Source organism: Winogradskyella eximia, from assembly GCF_003386165.1.
Classification (GTDB): domain Bacteria; phylum Bacteroidota; class Bacteroidia; order Flavobacteriales; family Flavobacteriaceae; genus Winogradskyella; species Winogradskyella eximia.
Genome location: NZ_QRDV01000001.1, coordinates 176,416 through 192,329, shown reverse-complemented (window position 1 = coordinate 192,329; position 15,914 = coordinate 176,416). Strand labels below are relative to the sequence as shown.

Here is a 15,914-nt window from a genome sequence, read left to right as displayed (position 1 = left end):
ACAAAAGATTATTTCTGTCCTCTTAAAACAGGATTAAGTTCATCGTCATTATACATTTTCATTTGCTTATAAACTTTCATGTACTTATCACCATTTGAGATATCGTTAAGCATATCATCAATGGCTGTACTTAAATCTACGCGTTGCTCTAGCAACACGTTTAATTTTGTTTGACAAGCAGCTTTATGTGCATCACTAGCATTTTCCCTTACGGTTTCAAGATGCATATGATAAATTTTTAAGGCCAAAATTGATAAACGATCTATTGCCCATGCAGGACTTTCAGAATTAATCTTTGCGTCTGGTTTTACAGATACATCTTTATATTTATCAAGAAAATAGCTGTCAATATATTCAACAGTATCTGTTCTATCTTGATTAGACGCATCAATCATACGTTTTAACTTTAAAGCCGCAACAGGATCAATGTTTGGGTCTCTAATAATATCTTCGTAAGCCCATTGCACAGTATCAATCCAAGATTTTCTATATAATAAATGTGCGATAAGATCGTCGTTTTTATCATACTTGTTTGTAAAAGGTTGATCAACTGTATTTAAAACTTTATAGGTTTTAATAACGTCCTGAAAAATTGCGTTTGCTTTTTGTGAAAACATAATGAAATCGTTTTATTATTTACAAAAATACATGAATTTATTAAGTTGTAAATTCTTTCAGCAACATAATAACTTTACAGACTAAGGTTGTGGTTCTTTTTGCGAAATTTATTTTTACATCTAAATTTTTAAAAACAAATATTAAATAGAAATAGAGCAGGAATTATTAACTTTAACAACTGAACAAATTTCCAATATATGCAAATTAATAACCTTTCTGAGACACCATCAATTCTTAATACTTTTATGTCTGAATTGCGAGATAAAACCGTTCAAAAAGATAGCATGCGTTTTCGCAGGAATATTGAACGTATAGGCGAAATCATTGGTTACGAATTAAGTAAATCACTTCAGTTTGAAACGCATACCATTGAAACCCCTTTAGGTAATTCAGAAACGGTTTTACACCAAAGTGATATTGTGTTGTGCTCAATTTTAAGAGCTGGAGTTCCACTACATAATGGTTTATTAAATTATTTTGATGCAGCAGAAAACGCTTTCATTTCAGCATACAGACAACATAAAAACAATCCTGAAAGCTTTGAGATTATTGTAGAATATTTAGCCTGCCCTAACTTGGATGGCAAAATCTTAATTTTAGCAGATCCAATGTTAGCCACAGGGCAATCAATGGTTGCTACTTTTGAAGCTTTAAAACCCTTTGGAACACCTAAAGAAATTCATTTAGTAAGTGTTATTGGAGCACAACAAGGTGTTGATTATGTCTCTAAAGCTTTTAGAGCAGATACAAAGCTATGGATAGCCACCATAGATGAGAAACTTAATGATAAGGGCTATATTATTCCTGGTTTAGGTGATGCTGGTGATTTAGCTTTTGGTAATAAATTACAGCAATAAACTAATAATTGGTGTTAATACCAATAGCGCTACAAATACTTCTTTAAATCGACGTTCTGAAATGACTTCGATATAGTTGGCCATAATTATTGAAAACGGTGCAAATAAAAACAAATATTCACTTCCATTTTTCACAGGAGATATAATTGCAACTAAAATCGCAATAATTGAAGCCCAAGCTATAATAAAATATGAGGGTTTTAATTTTTTATTCTTATCTGGTATTATTCTAAAATAATAGATAAATGTCCAAACAAATGAACTAAACAGAACAGTGAATTTAAGAATACTCTCTTTACTATTATAAGCTGTAAAATCTAAACTGGCATAACGTTCAAAATCTGAAGGTCTAAAATAGACATCATACACTACAATATTATACATTAAGAGCAAAATTAATGCTGTAGCAATACCGGTAAACGGAACGATTATGTTTTTAAAATCATTTTGTGAATAGTAAATTAACGCTACAATAACTAAGGCAAAAAACAATATTGACCAAAAGAAGAATAACGATGCTATTGCAATCCAAAAAGCCGCATCAAACAATTTTTTTTTAATATTTAACTTAGAATGCAGACTAATTAATCTCCTTAACGCAAAAAGTATAAATAGTGTTGATAGTAATAAATCGAAATGCGTCATTGCCTCCGGAAACATGCCAAAAAGCAAACCAAAGGTCATTATAGCATAACTGTTTCTTTGGGTTAAATTATTTTTTGAAACTATAAAATCTAGCAAAAAGATTAAAAACAAAGTAATTACACCATTTAACAGTGTAGAAAGGCTGGTATTTAAAGTTGAAAACAGCAAAGTGTAATTAGTAAATACAAAAAGTAAAGCGACATAAACAGCAACAATTATGAAGTTTATAGGCTTAGATTTACTAAAAATGCTTGTAATCATTAACAGTTTTTGTATTTTTGCTTTTCAATCCCAATTCGACATTAGAATTGGTGTAAATTTATAAAGTTATGAAAGATTTCTTTAATGGAATAGCTGATTTATTTGTAAATGTATTATTTGCACCTTTTGATGCACTTAGAGCATTAGAGTTAGAAAACTGGTTTTCTGCTAATATTTTCTCATGGATTTTTATGGCTATTGGCTTCGTTGCAATGGTTTATTGGATGCTAGAGCTTAAAAAATATGATGCTAATGGAGAAGAAGATAAAAGTATTTCTTCTCACTCTTTCTTATAGGTCAAAACCAATATCCTTACGGTAATATATCTTATCAAAATGTAGTTTATCTATACTTTGATAAGATTTTTTTATGGCTTCTTGGTAAGTATCTCCGTAAGATGTAATTGCCATTACTCGTCCACCGGAAGTTACAACTTTACCTTCTTTTTTAATCGCTCCGGCATGAAATACTAAAGAATCGGTAATGCTTTCTATACCTGTAATTTCTTTACCTTTCTCATAAGCTTCAGGATAACCACCAGACACTAACATTACTGTTGTTGCCGCGCGTTCATCTATATCAATATCAACTTGTGATAAAGTTTGGTTGGCCATGGCTTCAAAAACGGTAACTAAATCCGTTTTTAATCTTGGTAACACCACTTCTGTTTCAGGATCTCCCATTCTTACATTGTATTCGATCACTTTAGGATCGTCTCCAACCTTTATTAAACCAATAAAAATGAAACCAACATAAGGTATATTATCTTTCTTTAAACCTTCAACAGTAGGTTTTACAACTTGATTTTCTATTTTATCTAAAAATTCTTTTGTTGCAAATGGTACAGGAGAAACCGCTCCCATACCTCCTGTATTTAATCCTGTATCTCCTTCACCTATTCGTTTATAATCCTTAGCAGTTGGCAGAATTTTATAATCTTTTCCGTCCGTTAAAACAAAACAGCTTAATTCAATACCATCTAAAAACTCCTCAATAACTACTTTGGTACTTGCCTCACCAAATTTAGAATCAACAAGCATACTTTTTAGTTCGTCTTTAGCCTCTTGTAAGTCATTAAGAATTAAAACTCCTTTACCAGCAGCCAAACCATCAGCTTTTAAAACATAAGGAGCGTTTAACGTTTCTAAAAACTTGTATCCAGCTTCTACTGTCGCTTTTGTAAAACTTTCATAAGCTGCTGTTGGAATGTTATGACGCATCATAAATTCTTTAGCAAATTCCTTGCTGCCTTCTAATTCTGCAGCTGCTTTTTGAGGTCCAATAACCGCAACATGTTTTATAGCTTCGTCTTGTAAAAAGAAATCATGAATGCCTTGCACTAAAGGATCTTCTGGTCCAACAACAACTAAATCAATTTTGTGTTCTAAAACTGCCGTTTTAATAGCATTAAAATCAGTAACACCAATATTTAAGTTTGTAGCAATAGCTTCAGTTCCTGAGTTTCCTGGAGCCACAAATAGTGCATTGCAACGGTTACTTTGTGCTAATTTCCACGCAAATGTGTGCTCTCTTCCGCCAGAGCCAAGTATTAAAATATTCATGTTATAAAATTGTTTGAGCAAAAATAATTGGTTTTAAGCTTAAAAAACAATTATTTTACCAAAGAACTTATCTAGATCATAAATTCATAACCCTAAAGGCAAAATACACCTTGCAATTATTCGATTTTTCTTTAAAAGTAAATGGCTTTGACATTAACAAGGCTAAGGCTGCTTTGGCTGAAATTCAAAGTAAAAATGATATCGAATTTGAAGCATATCTACAAAATCAGAGAAAAGCTATAATTTCTCATCATTTAGAACATAATTCATTTTACAAATCTTTAGGTACATCCATTGATATTAACGATTGGAATTCTGTGCCAATAATGACCAAGTCTCATTTACAACAACCTTTAGAGCAACGGTTAAGCGATGGGTTTAACACTAAAAATGTCTATGTAAATAAAACATCTGGTAGCTCTGGCGATCCTTTTATTTTTGCAAAAGACAAATGGTGCCATGCATTAACTTGGGCAGAAATTATGAATAGGTTTGGTTGGTACGGAATTGATTTTAATAGTTCTAAACAAGCTCGTTTTTATGGAATTCCATTAGATAAAAAAGGGTATTACAAAGAACGTATAAAGGACTATTTTAGTAACAGATTTCGTTTTTCGGTATTTGATTTGAGTGATGATGCATTTGAAAACACATTAGCGAAATTTAAAACTACAAATTTTGACTACATTAATGGTTATACGAGCTCAATTGTGCAATTTGCCAAATATTTAAAGCGTAAAAACATCATTTTAAAATCAGCTTGTCCTAGTTTAAAAGCTTGTGTTGTTACTTCAGAGATGTTATTTGATGATGATAAATTATTGCTCGAAACACAATTTGGATTGCCTGTTATTAACGAATATGGAGCTTCAGAACTAGATCTTATTGCATTTCAGAATATAAAAGATGAATGGCAACTTAATAGTGAAACACTTTACATTGAAATTTTAGATGAAAATAATACCATTTTACCATATGGTGAAGAAGGCAGAATCGTTATTACATCTTTATATAACAAAGCACATCCTTTTATAAGATATGACATTGGAGATATTGGTATTTTATCTAAAAACAGTACGATTAAGAATCCTATTCTTAAAAAACTGATAGGGAGAACCAATGATATTGTGGTTTTACCAAGTGGAAAAAAGGCAGCCGGACTTACATTTTATTACATTACCAAAAGTGTTATTGAAAACGATGGTAATGTTTCAGAGTTTATTGTAGAACAATCTTTATTGGATACTTTTAAAATTAGTTATGTTAGTAAAATTGAGCTCTCTGAAGCCGAAAAAACAAGTATTAAGAAAGAAGTAATTCGTTATCTCGAACCTAATATTACAATTAACTTTAAGCGCGTCAATGAACTTAAACGTTCTAAATCGGGAAAATTAAAACAATTCACATCACATTTAAAATAAAGTATTAGTGAAGCAATTAATGATTATAACAAGCTATTTTCCACCAGAAATTGGAGCAGCTTCAAATCGTATTTACCATTTGGCAGAGGGCTTAAAAAACGACTATGACGTTAGTGTTGTAACTCCGCTTCCTAATTACCCAACTGGTAAAATTTTTAAAGTTTATCAAGGAAAATTTAGCGCAACAACTATAGAAAATGGCATTAAAATAAACCGATTATGGATTTATGCTTCTGTTTCTAAAAATAAGTTTCTTCGCTTAATTGCCATGCTTTCTTATAGCTTTAGTTTGATTTGGTTTTTTATGTGGCATAAGATTCCGGATAAAGTTATTGTACAATCTCCACCACTTTTAGTATCCTTTACGTGTATGTTCTTTTTAAGGTCTAAAAAACGAAAATTAATCTTAAATGTGAGTGATTTATGGCCAAGTGCAGGATTAGAATTAGGTGCTTTAAAAGAAGGCTTTGCTTATAATATGCTAAAAAAACTTGAAGCTTTCAACTATAAAAAAGCAGATCTTATTTTGGGGCAAAGTAATGAGATTCTTACGCATGTAAAAACCATTACCACAAAACCTCAACTGTTTCTTTATAGAAATTTCCCTGAAATTGAGCTGCCTAAATTAATGGAAAAATCAGCATCTAACGGCAAGATAAAAATGGTGTATGCAGGTTTATTAGGTGTAGCACAAGGAATTCATAAACTTTGTAACGAAATTGATTATGAAACTATTGAATTTCATATTTATGGTTCTGGCGCAGAAGAAGAAGCCATAAAAAACTTAATAGCTTCTAAAAAAGATTTACCTCTTTATTTCCATGGTAGAGTAAATAGAGATGAGTTACACAAAGTATTATTAACCTACGACCTTACCATTATACCATTGTTAAATAGAATTTATGGCTCTGTACCATCTAAAATATTTGAGTATGCAAAATTAGGCCTCCCAATGCTTTATTTTGGAGGAGGTGAAGGTGAAGGCCTAATTAAGAAAAACAGCTTAGGATGGGTTGCAAATGAAGGTAATTACGATGATTTGAATACTGTTTTAAAGTCTATATCTGCTCAGCATTTAAATTTAGAGTTAAAAACAGCTATTCAAGATACAGCTAGCATTCAGTTTGATTTCAAAAAACAACTCACAGCACTTAAAGCCGTTATTTAAAAAGATGGCTAGTAGGCTTTATCATCACCTTTAACAGCATTAATAAAGGTTTGAATTATAATTTTAATATCTAGAAGTAAGGACCAGTTTTCGATATAAAAAATATCTAATTTCACTCTACCAATAATATCCTTATCTGTTTCAACTTCTCCTCTAAAACCACTTGTTTGCGCTAAACCGGTAATACCAGGTTTAACAAAATGTCTTACCATAAATTTGTCAATCTTTTTAGCATACATATTGGTATGGCTTACCATATGCGGTCTGGGTCCAACTACAGACATATCACCAAAAAGTACATTAAAGAATTGCGGCAATTCGTCAATACTTGTTTTTCTAATAAACTTCCCTACTCTAGTTACACGTTGATCACCTCTAGTAGCTTGGTATAAATGAGCATCCTTATTTGGCATCATGGATCTGAACTTATAACAATCAAACTCTTTATAGTTAAAACCATTTCTAGATTGTTTAAAAAACACTGTGCCTTTGGATTCTAATTTTATCAGAAAAGCAATAATTGGGGTTAACCAAGATAAAATAAAGATAATTACTATGCTAGAAAACATAATATCAAAACCACGTTTTATAAAGGTGTTTACATTATCTTCTAATGGAATATTTCTTAACGTGAGTACTGGAATATAATCGTAATACTCATAACGCAATTTTTTAGAGTATATCTCTTTACTGTCTGGAATAAATTTTAATATTTTAAGATTATTATCAGCGAAATCCACAATGTCGGCAATTTGAGAATTACTAAGCTCTGAAATTGAACAATAAATTTCATCTATACTTTCTTCAAGTATATATTTAAAACACTCCTCTAGAGAATGTTCTTTGTTCTTAAAATTAAAGGTCCTTTGGTGTGAATAACCGTATTCGGGGTTTTTATTAAAAAAGTTATCTAAAGCTATCGTTTTTTTATTTAAACCTAATATAACAGTTGTCCTAAAATTACCTCCAAAGGATGTTCTATACTTCTGCAACAAATAGTAAATGGTAAACTTAAAAATTGTAATTAGTAAAAAACATAATAAGGCATATTTTACTATAGGTCTTGGGTATATATTTAACTCGTGATACAAACCCGAAAAGGCGAAAACTAGGAGTAAAAATAAAATGAATTGTTTTACTATAAGGGATAAAATATTAATTGGTCTTGTATATCTATAGACCTCATAAAATCGAGAATATACGGACAATAAAACCCAACTTATTGAGATTATCGTTAAAAAAATAATAGGATCTTTTCCATTAAGCAAATAAAATACGGAAACCCCATTGATGATTGTTAAATCAATAATGTAAGAAATAGGTCTTAAATATCCTGAATATCTACCGTGCTTAAATAAACTCAATGCTCTTAGTTATGTCTAGGTTAGGGCGTTTTATAAGTTGCAAACTTAAACTATTGATGTAATTAACTCTAATATTACCATTTTAACTTTGAAAGTTAAAACAAAAATATGGCAATGACAATGATAAATAATAACTAATTACTCGGTCTAATATTAATAAAAAGCAATATTAGTAGTTGATTTCAAGACATTTTACAAAGATTTCAACTTTTTTAACATGTTTGATAGTATCTTTTCTTTTGAAAAATTTTCTATTACATAGTTTCGAGCTTCTTTTCCATCTTTTTGTGCTTTTTCTATATCGCTTGTTATAAGTTTTAAGCCATTCACAACGTCAGAAGTATATTCTGAATAATATAAGCCAGCTTTAGATGCATCAAAAATAGATTTAACTTCAGATTTATCATTACCTATAATTAAAGATGGTTTTGTGCTTGCCATCATTCCTAAAACCTTAGATGGCATTACTGTATCAATAACATCTGGTTTTTGAAACAATATATGTACATCGGCACTACATAATAAATCTGATAATTCTTTAAACGGTACTGGTGGATAATAGTTTACATTCTCAAAAGGCAAGATTTCATTGCAGACCCATTCTTTTTTAGAACCATCACCTACAACTACTATTTCATATTTTTTTTTATCAATGTCTTTACAAAACTGAATAAAGACATCCCAATCTTGCTTATCACCTATATTACCCGAGTATAAAATTTTAATTTTTTCAGAATCAAGATAGCGGTGTTTTTTAGAATTTTCTGGGTTAATTTTCTCGTTATCAATCCAGTTTGGCAAAAAAAATTGTTCCGCATTTGTTTTTTCAGAGAGTCTATTTAACATACTATAGCTTATAGTACTTGCAACATCTGACTTGGAAAACAACCACTTTTCTAATTTAAAAAGTAGAGAAAATATAAAGTTTTTATTATTACCAACTCCTGTTTGTAGAGCTGCATCGAATTCAAAATCCTGAATGTGTGTCCATAATTTCACTTTAAACCGTTTTTTTTGAATGTATCCTAAAAAAACAGAGGTTGTAAATGGAACTATAGAAATTACCAAATCACATTCCTTAATTTTAAATAGATTAAAAAACGACCCGAATGTAAAATCTGAAAGATGAATAATACGTTTTAAAAACGAAGGATTTTTAGGTACATATTGTTTATACCTTAAAACGGTAGTTCCGTTTAGGTCTTCCTTTAAAAAAGTCTTTTTTTGTTTATATTCTTTAGATATTTCCCATTTAGGATAGTATGGAAAAGCCGTAACTACTGTAACCTCATAACCAGACTCTCTTAAAAAATCTACCCATTGTGTAGAATATAATCCTATTGCTGAGTCTTCTGGAGCATAGTTAAGACTAATAAAGGTGATGTATTTTATTTTCACAGTTAACTTCTATCTTTAAACGGTTTTGCTGGATTACCTATACAAACTTTGTTAGAAGGTAGGTCCTTAAAAACACTACTTCGTGCACCAACGACCGTAAAGTTCCCAATAGTTATACCTGGTGCAACATATACGTCTGTAGCTAACCAGCATTTATCACCAATAGTTATTTTCTGGGAATAAATATCAAAATTCTCAGAGTCATAGTAATGAGAACCTGTACAAATATAACTTCTTTGTGAAATTACAGTATTTGAACCTATTTCTATATCACCCAATGAATAAAGAACAACCTCATCACCTATCCAGCTATAATCGCCTATTGAAATTTTCCATGGATAAGTGATTTGAGTAGATGGTCTTATAATAACACCTTTGCCAATTTTTGCACCAAAAGCCCTTAGTAGAAATCGCCTCCAACCATACATAACCTGAGGAGACATTCTAAAGAATATGCTCTGAACAATCCACCAAATTTGAACGGTTACTTTAGATTTACCTCTAAAATTAACAGGCAATTTAAACTTATTTAAATGTTGTGTGTTATTCATTATTTTTACGAATAGACTTGTATAGGTTTTCCCAATCTTGATATCTGTTTTCCCATGAATAATTTTTTGATACAAATTCTTGTAATTGGTTTTCTTTTAATTCCCTTGTATAATCATCCCAACTCAAAACTGTTTCAATAGCTCCTTTTATTTCTTTAACTTTAGGGTTTATTAGAAACCCTCCGTTATTAGACCATTCTTTATCTAAACCCGTTTGATGTGTGGTTATTACAACTGTTTTATAAATTGCAGCTTCTAAATTCACCATTCCTATTACTTCAGAAAAAGATGGTGACACAAAAACCAATGCATTTTCATACAAGCTTTGTTTTTCTAAACCATTAACAAGTCCCAAAAATTCTACGCGATTTCCTAACGAAAGATCTTCAACTTGAACTTTTAATTCGTCTTGATACTCATTAACCGGACCTGCTATTTTTAATTTTATGCTACTATCTTCTAACGCTGCAAACGCTTCAATTAATAAGTTAATACCTTTAATTGGATCTAATCTACCTAAAAAGAGAATGTAATCTGGGTTGTGTTTACTTGCACTTTGCTTTTCTAATTTTGGTAAACTTATTAAATTAGGAATCTCCACTACCCTAACATTTTTAAATCGCGCTTTTAAATCATTTGTTTCGGAACTTGTGATAGAATGAATTGCTGTCGCTTGATTAAAGATGCGCTGTGTTAAAAATTTAGTGTATATCTTTTTCTTAAAAAATCCTGATTTCCATAACCACGGTTCAAACATACCATGAAAAGAAATCACAAAAGGAATCTTATTTTTTATTGCAAATTTACATCCATAATATTGAGGAAACATCCATACTCCATGGATATGAATAACGTCAATTTTTGATTCTAAATTTAATTCAGTCAAAATAGTTTGTAAATGCTTCGAGTAAACCCAAGGTTGTTTATTTCTTATAGGAATTTTTATTAACGACTCATCACCATCTTCAAAATACGGTGTTACTATTATTGAATTATGATTTTGAGATAATAATTTTAGGTGCAAATTTCTTACAACCGTTCTTATGCCTCCACTCAATATAGAATAATCCTCTAAAATATGAATTATCGTCATGTTTAATTCTCTAAATTTTTGCTCTTTGGAATGTCTTTATTCAATTGTTCATTATAAGATAATAATGCAAAAAATCCTATAAAGAAACCGAAATAAATTACACCATCCTCTCTTTCTAAAATGTTCTCAAAAGACATCATTAATCCATACAATAATATTAATAGAATTAATATCTGATTGTTATATCTAATTGCATAAACTAGATTGTATGAAATAAAAAATAAAAACGCCAATAAACCTACAATACCAGTCGCTAGCATAAAACTTATGTATTGATTGTGGGAATTATATTTTTCATTAAAAAGTATTTGAGATTCCTTTTTATACTCTTCTAAAAGAACATCTTTGTTGTCTCCTATTCCGTATCCGATTATCGGTGATTCAATCATTTTTTTTATAGCAATACTGTAAATGGTATACCGAATATTACTTGAAGTTGTTCCTCCTGAATCTACATGTTCAATCTTTATAAGTTCTGCAAATTTAGATCTATACTCAGGAATACTCAATATCGCAACTACATTTAAAATTATGACCAATAAAGCAAGGTATAATACCTTTTTGTTTCTTTGAAAAAGTGCAAATATTAGAGAAACAAATGCCAAAACAATAACCGGTCCCTTTTTTAATAAAATGAATAAGAAAATTATTAATAAAATGTCTAAGACTATAATTGCTGCTCTTTTATAGTTAGATTTTAATCTTCTTAAAATAAAAAATGAAAACAGTAGGGCAACACAAATATGTATTGACAAATAGATGGGATGAATATTATAAGGGCCTTGTGCAATTCTATTTACCGTAGGATAATGTATAAAAATGGTTTTTCCATAATGTAGGCTATGATAGAAAAATGACACTAAATTAAATAACACTACAGCAAAAAAATAGACCGTAATATATTTATAAAAATTTTTAGAAACATCTTCTAAATATCGCCTAGGAAATAATGCAAATATTAAAGGAAATATAACAAGAGAGGCCATTGTTTCTAACTTACCTAATCCGTACTCCATGTTTTGGGAATACACTAAACTCAATACCATTAAAAGATAAATAGAGCTATTAATTAAAAACTTCTTTATATCAAAATAAAAAGACGTACCAATATTTCCTATTAATACAGAAACACCAACAAAGACAATTATATAAGGCTTAACGTTTGTAGGAAACAAAGGCAAAGCAAACATTAAAATTAAACCTAGGTTTATTAATTTGAATTTTAAATCTTCAGAGGCCTTAATCATTGTTCTTTTTTTAGTGCAAAATTAATTATTTTGTGAATGATTTTTGGTATGATTAAAACTCCAATTAAAGTTCCGATAAAATAAGCGTATCCATTTGTAAAATCTCCTCTTAGTAAAAACAATAGATGAATTGCAAAATAAAATGCAATAATCCTTTTAAGTTGATCTGGTCTGTTAAGCCAAATTAATAACCTAACCATGAAAAATGCAAGTATAAGCGATAATAGAATAACTCCAAATATTCCAAAGTTAATATATCCTTCCGAAACAAGTGGATTAGATAAGTTTTTAAAATTAAAATCATATTGTTCAATAATGAAGTCACCTACAAGTTCACCGGTAGATATTGGTTTTGAAGACCATATTGCTCTAGGAACAAAAAATAATAAACCACTTAAAAGTTGATACCCATACGCAAATCCATTTTTAGAAACATATTCAATGGTGGCGGATATATTAGAAAAGGCATCGTAATTTAGAGTGTTAAAGGTCGTCGCAAACTTTGCGTCAGTAAATTCTTTGGATAATAGGCTAGGCTTATTAATTATAGCTTCAAAAGAATAGTCGATATGCGTGAAAATTTGAAATAATGGAAATAGTAATATCATCGCAAAGAAGAGAAATGACATAATCTTAACATTAGTATTTAATAGTTTAGGGTAAAAAAGAAAAATTAATGCAATATAAATTGGTCCTAAAGCATTTCTTTTTTCTGTAAGCGGATTCTTAAACCACAATAATAAAAGAAAAGAGCCTAATAAAATAAAGAAGAGAATTAGAGTATTGTTCGTTATTTTACTTTGGTTTTTATAGAATTGGTAGCATAAAACAATAATTGCTAAAGGAATCATAAACAACACCTTTTTCTGAACCAAAAGCTCAAATACAGAATAGGTAGATTTTAACCAATTTGGTCTAGAAAATTCATCCATCATAAAATCCATACTGAAATATAAAACAGCAACGCTAATTACAAAAAGTATGAGGATGGTTAATGGTAGATTTTTTTCGTTTTTTGGTGCAACAATTTTAGTTATTTTGTTTCTATATTTTTTCTTAAAAAAAAGATACGAAGAAAAAAATATAAGATTAAATAAAATGATAAGTCCATTGGTCTGAAGCGTTAAGCCTATATCATAAATCATTCTTGTTGCAAACCTATTATTAGTTTCTGTAAAACTTCCTATTTGAATAATGGGCGCTAACAAAAAAAATAAATAATTAAAAACTACATAAGCCGCAATAAATGGGGAATATTCTGCTTCAATAAATATATTATAATACGTAATAAGTGTAATTATAATAAAACTGATAAAGAACGACAACCACACATAAACATCGCAGGTAAATGATGCAAAAAGAATAGAGCTAAGCAATAAATAAACGACTATGAATATATTTCTTAAACTCATTTACTTCAAAATGTTTAAAAATGTTTGTCCCATTGCCTCTGTAGAGTATGTATTTTTGCAAAATAAACATATTTCTTCTCTCTTTGCAATCCATTTTGATTTATGATTATAAACCTCAACGATAGTTTCACTTAATGAAGATTCATTATCAGTGTCAAAAAACAAACTATTAATTCCATCCTGTGAGGCTTCTATTTCGGGTGAATGATTTTCATTTTTAGAAATAATCATTGGTACTCCAAAACTAAAACTTTGTGTAATTGATAAACCAACATAACCAGGCGAAACACTAAATAAAGATTCTGAATAAAATTGTTTTAATGTTTCAATGTTTGAAACATGGCCTTTAATTAATACGCGATCATTAATTTTATACTCATTAACATAATTTTCAATCAAAGACTTCTCCTCTCCTTCACCAACAATAATTAAATTAGTATTACTCGGAATATTATCTAATATCTTATGAAATGCCTTTACTAAAAAGAATGCTTTTTTCGGTTTAGATAAACGACCAACATAAATAATATGATTTATTTTTTCACTATTAAATGATGTAGCCATATCTTTTTTGAAATACAAAGCATTGGGTGCGGCATTTATTATTTTGTTTGGCATTTTTAACCCAAGTTCTTTAGCTTGTGTCTTGGTGTAAACAATAATTTCATCACCTAATTTTCGCATTAATTGCCTTACAACATCACTTTTACTTTTCGATCCTCCTCTAGGCCAAGCGTGTCCCCAAACAACTGTTTTTTTTAATACCAATTTTCGTATGATAAGTATTAACCAGTTAGACAGAATTCTAGGATTCATCTCTAATACCATAACGTTATTTTTAAAAACCTCGTTCCACATTCCAAACTGGAATAAGAATTTTCTGTTAAAAAAAAAATAGTTGCTAATTGGTTTTATAAACGCTATGCTTTTGTCTGTAGTTATTGATTTTTCAAAATAAGCACTGCCACTATAAAGCTTAAAACGGTCGCCCAGTTCTTCTTTAAGATAAGAAAATATATCTTTTCTGTAGTCTGGTACTACGGTTTGTACGATTACTAGTTTCTTCAAAATTTAGAATTTTTTTTAAAATATTGGTATCCTAAAAGTAGAAGAAGGAATTCTGTAAAAGTTACAGAAATTGCAGTTCCGTAAATACCATATAATTTAACCAAATATAAACTAACTAACAGGTTAACAACACCTCCAACAATCATAATATTCATTCTTAGCTTGTATTTTTTTATAGCCGGCAGGTATAAGGCGTTATATAGCATGTTTAGCCCTGAAAATATAGCAATAAAACTCAAGATGTTAAATATGGCTATATAGCTATTAATCAATTTATCATCGTAAATAATATTAAGAATGAATTTTCCAAATATTAAAATTATAGCCGTTATTAAAATACCTGAAGCCAAAACAAAAGGTGCCATTTTCTTAATATTCATTACCTTGATTTGGTCTGTTTGTTTAGATAACCAAGGATACATTGCTTGATAAAGTGGTGCGTAAACATTTTTTACTGCTAATATTAGTTTTTCCATACTAGAATATACTCCGACAATTGTATTGCCTGTAAAAAGCCCTAAAATAAAGACATTACTAGATGTATATAATGTAGTGGCAAAATTAGAAACAAACAGACTAGAGCTTTCGTAAACCAATCGCTTTACTAGGCTATATCTAGGTAGCGTTAAATTAACATACTTAAAACACAGAATAAACCCTAAAAGACCTGCAATAATGAAACCTAAAGAGTTATAGACAGGAACATAAATATAATCTGATTCGCTTCGTATTAGGATAAAAACAAGAAGTGTAAATATGAGCTTTGCAGAAATATTTACAATAGTCACAAATTTCATTTTTTCTATACCCTGAAAAAACCAAACTGGAAAAAGCGCTTGCCCAATTACTATCCCAAAACTAAGCAAATACACATTTTTATCTATACTAAATCTGGTAAACACATTTACTATAATGCATAGAATACCAAAAGCTACAACTATCAATAGCAGCTTTACAATCATTATGGCATTAAAAATTTCTGATAATTTATTCTTATCGTCTCGAGCCAAAGAGATTTCTCTAGTACCACTTAAATTGAAGCCAAAATCTACAAACACCGTTAAGAAAACGGCCAAGGATTGAGCAAACATTACTAACCCAAATTTATCAGTTCCCAATACCCTTACCAAAAAAGGTAAGATTAATAATGGTAACAAATAGTTTGCTGCTTGCAATACTAAAAGTGATAAGTAATTATTCGCTAAGACCTTTTTCTCTTTATCTTGTAAGAATTTTTTTATCATTTAAA

Annotated in this window: 15 protein-coding genes; 4 read left to right on the top strand and 11 right to left on the bottom strand. The window is 29.8% G+C overall.

Annotation, left to right across the window (positions count from 1 at the left end; genetic code table 11):
• Positions 1 to 8: 8 nt before the first annotated feature.
• On the bottom strand, positions 9 to 617 hold the full coding sequence (locus tag DFQ10_RS00830) for a DUF4254 domain-containing protein (RefSeq protein WP_115815535.1): 609 nt from the start codon (positions 615 to 617) through the stop codon (positions 9 to 11).
• A gap of 198 nt (positions 618 to 815) precedes the next feature.
• Here DFQ10_RS00830 and upp point away from each other — a divergent pair, with 198 nt between their 5' ends.
• Positions 816 to 1,475, top strand: coding sequence for a uracil phosphoribosyltransferase (upp, locus tag DFQ10_RS00825; protein WP_115815534.1), 660 nt, complete (start codon positions 816 to 818; stop codon positions 1,473 to 1,475).
• Here the strand turns inward: upp and DFQ10_RS00820 are convergent.
• Positions 1,464 to 2,381 carry a DUF6427 family protein gene (locus DFQ10_RS00820; protein WP_115815533.1) on the bottom strand — a complete coding sequence of 306 codons (918 nt, stop codon included), beginning with the start codon at positions 2,379 to 2,381 and terminating at the stop codon, positions 1,464 to 1,466. The two genes, upp and DFQ10_RS00820, sit on opposite strands and share 12 nt — an antisense overlap.
• Before the next feature lie 68 nt (positions 2,382 to 2,449).
• On the opposite strand from DFQ10_RS00820, the gene DFQ10_RS00815 reads away from it, so the two are divergent.
• Positions 2,450 to 2,677, top strand: coding sequence for a DUF6341 family protein (locus DFQ10_RS00815; RefSeq protein WP_115815532.1), 228 nt, complete (start codon positions 2,450 to 2,452; stop codon positions 2,675 to 2,677).
• On the opposite strand, the gene purD is transcribed toward DFQ10_RS00815, so the two are convergent.
• Positions 2,672 to 3,943: a phosphoribosylamine--glycine ligase gene (gene purD / locus DFQ10_RS00810; protein ID WP_115815531.1), complete on the bottom strand. Its 1,272-nt coding sequence runs from the start codon at positions 3,941 to 3,943 to the stop codon at positions 2,672 to 2,674. The genes DFQ10_RS00815 and purD overlap by 6 nt on opposite strands.
• A gap of 110 nt (positions 3,944 to 4,053) precedes the next feature.
• Between purD and DFQ10_RS00805 the strand changes: the two genes are divergently transcribed.
• Both DFQ10_RS00805 and DFQ10_RS00800 read left to right on the top strand, forming a co-directional pair.
• Positions 4,054 to 5,364 carry a phenylacetate--CoA ligase family protein gene (locus tag DFQ10_RS00805; RefSeq protein ID WP_115815530.1) on the top strand — a complete coding sequence of 437 codons (1,311 nt, stop codon included), beginning with the start codon at positions 4,054 to 4,056 and terminating at the stop codon, positions 5,362 to 5,364.
• 7 nt (positions 5,365 to 5,371) lie between these two features.
• Entirely contained in the window at positions 5,372 to 6,532 is a 1,161-nt protein-coding gene (locus tag DFQ10_RS00800) for a glycosyltransferase family 4 protein (RefSeq protein WP_245940570.1), read from the top strand.
• Between the two features lie 8 nt (positions 6,533 to 6,540).
• On the opposite strand, the gene DFQ10_RS00795 is transcribed toward DFQ10_RS00800, so the two are convergent.
• The 8 genes from DFQ10_RS00795 to DFQ10_RS00760 all read right to left on the bottom strand — a co-directional run bounded on the left by DFQ10_RS00795 (position 6,541) and on the right by DFQ10_RS00760 (position 15,909).
• Positions 6,541 to 7,896: an exopolysaccharide biosynthesis polyprenyl glycosylphosphotransferase gene (locus tag DFQ10_RS00795; RefSeq protein ID WP_115815529.1), complete on the bottom strand. Its 1,356-nt coding sequence runs from the start codon at positions 7,894 to 7,896 to the stop codon at positions 6,541 to 6,543.
• Between the two features lie 192 nt (positions 7,897 to 8,088).
• Positions 8,089 to 9,294 carry a WcaI family glycosyltransferase gene (locus DFQ10_RS00790; protein WP_220352387.1) on the bottom strand — a complete coding sequence of 402 codons (1,206 nt, stop codon included), beginning with the start codon at positions 9,292 to 9,294 and terminating at the stop codon, positions 8,089 to 8,091.
• A gap of 2 nt (positions 9,295 to 9,296) precedes the next feature.
• Positions 9,297 to 9,845, bottom strand: coding sequence for a putative colanic acid biosynthesis acetyltransferase (locus DFQ10_RS00785; protein WP_115815528.1), 549 nt, complete (start codon positions 9,843 to 9,845; stop codon positions 9,297 to 9,299).
• Positions 9,838 to 10,938, bottom strand: a complete 1,101-nt coding sequence (locus DFQ10_RS00780) for a glycosyltransferase (RefSeq protein ID WP_115815527.1) — start codon at positions 10,936 to 10,938, stop codon at positions 9,838 to 9,840. The genes DFQ10_RS00785 and DFQ10_RS00780 overlap by 8 nt, the downstream gene beginning before the upstream one ends.
• 2 nt (positions 10,939 to 10,940) lie before the next feature.
• Positions 10,941 to 12,185, bottom strand: coding sequence for an O-antigen ligase family protein (locus DFQ10_RS00775; protein WP_115815526.1), 1,245 nt, complete (start codon positions 12,183 to 12,185; stop codon positions 10,941 to 10,943).
• Positions 12,182 to 13,597, bottom strand: a complete 1,416-nt coding sequence (locus tag DFQ10_RS00770) for an O-antigen polymerase (RefSeq protein WP_115815525.1) — start codon at positions 13,595 to 13,597, stop codon at positions 12,182 to 12,184. Before DFQ10_RS00770 ends, DFQ10_RS00775 begins: the two co-directional genes overlap by 4 nt.
• The gene (locus DFQ10_RS00765) at positions 13,598 to 14,665 is read right to left on the bottom strand and encodes a glycosyltransferase (protein WP_115815524.1); all 1,068 of its coding nucleotides are present in this window, start codon (positions 14,663 to 14,665) and stop codon (positions 13,598 to 13,600) included.
• Complete coding sequence (locus DFQ10_RS00760) at positions 14,662 to 15,909, bottom strand: flippase (protein ID WP_115815523.1); 1,248 nt, start codon at positions 15,907 to 15,909, stop codon at positions 14,662 to 14,664. Before DFQ10_RS00760 ends, DFQ10_RS00765 begins: the two co-directional genes overlap by 4 nt.
• Positions 15,910 to 15,914 lie beyond the last annotated feature (5 nt).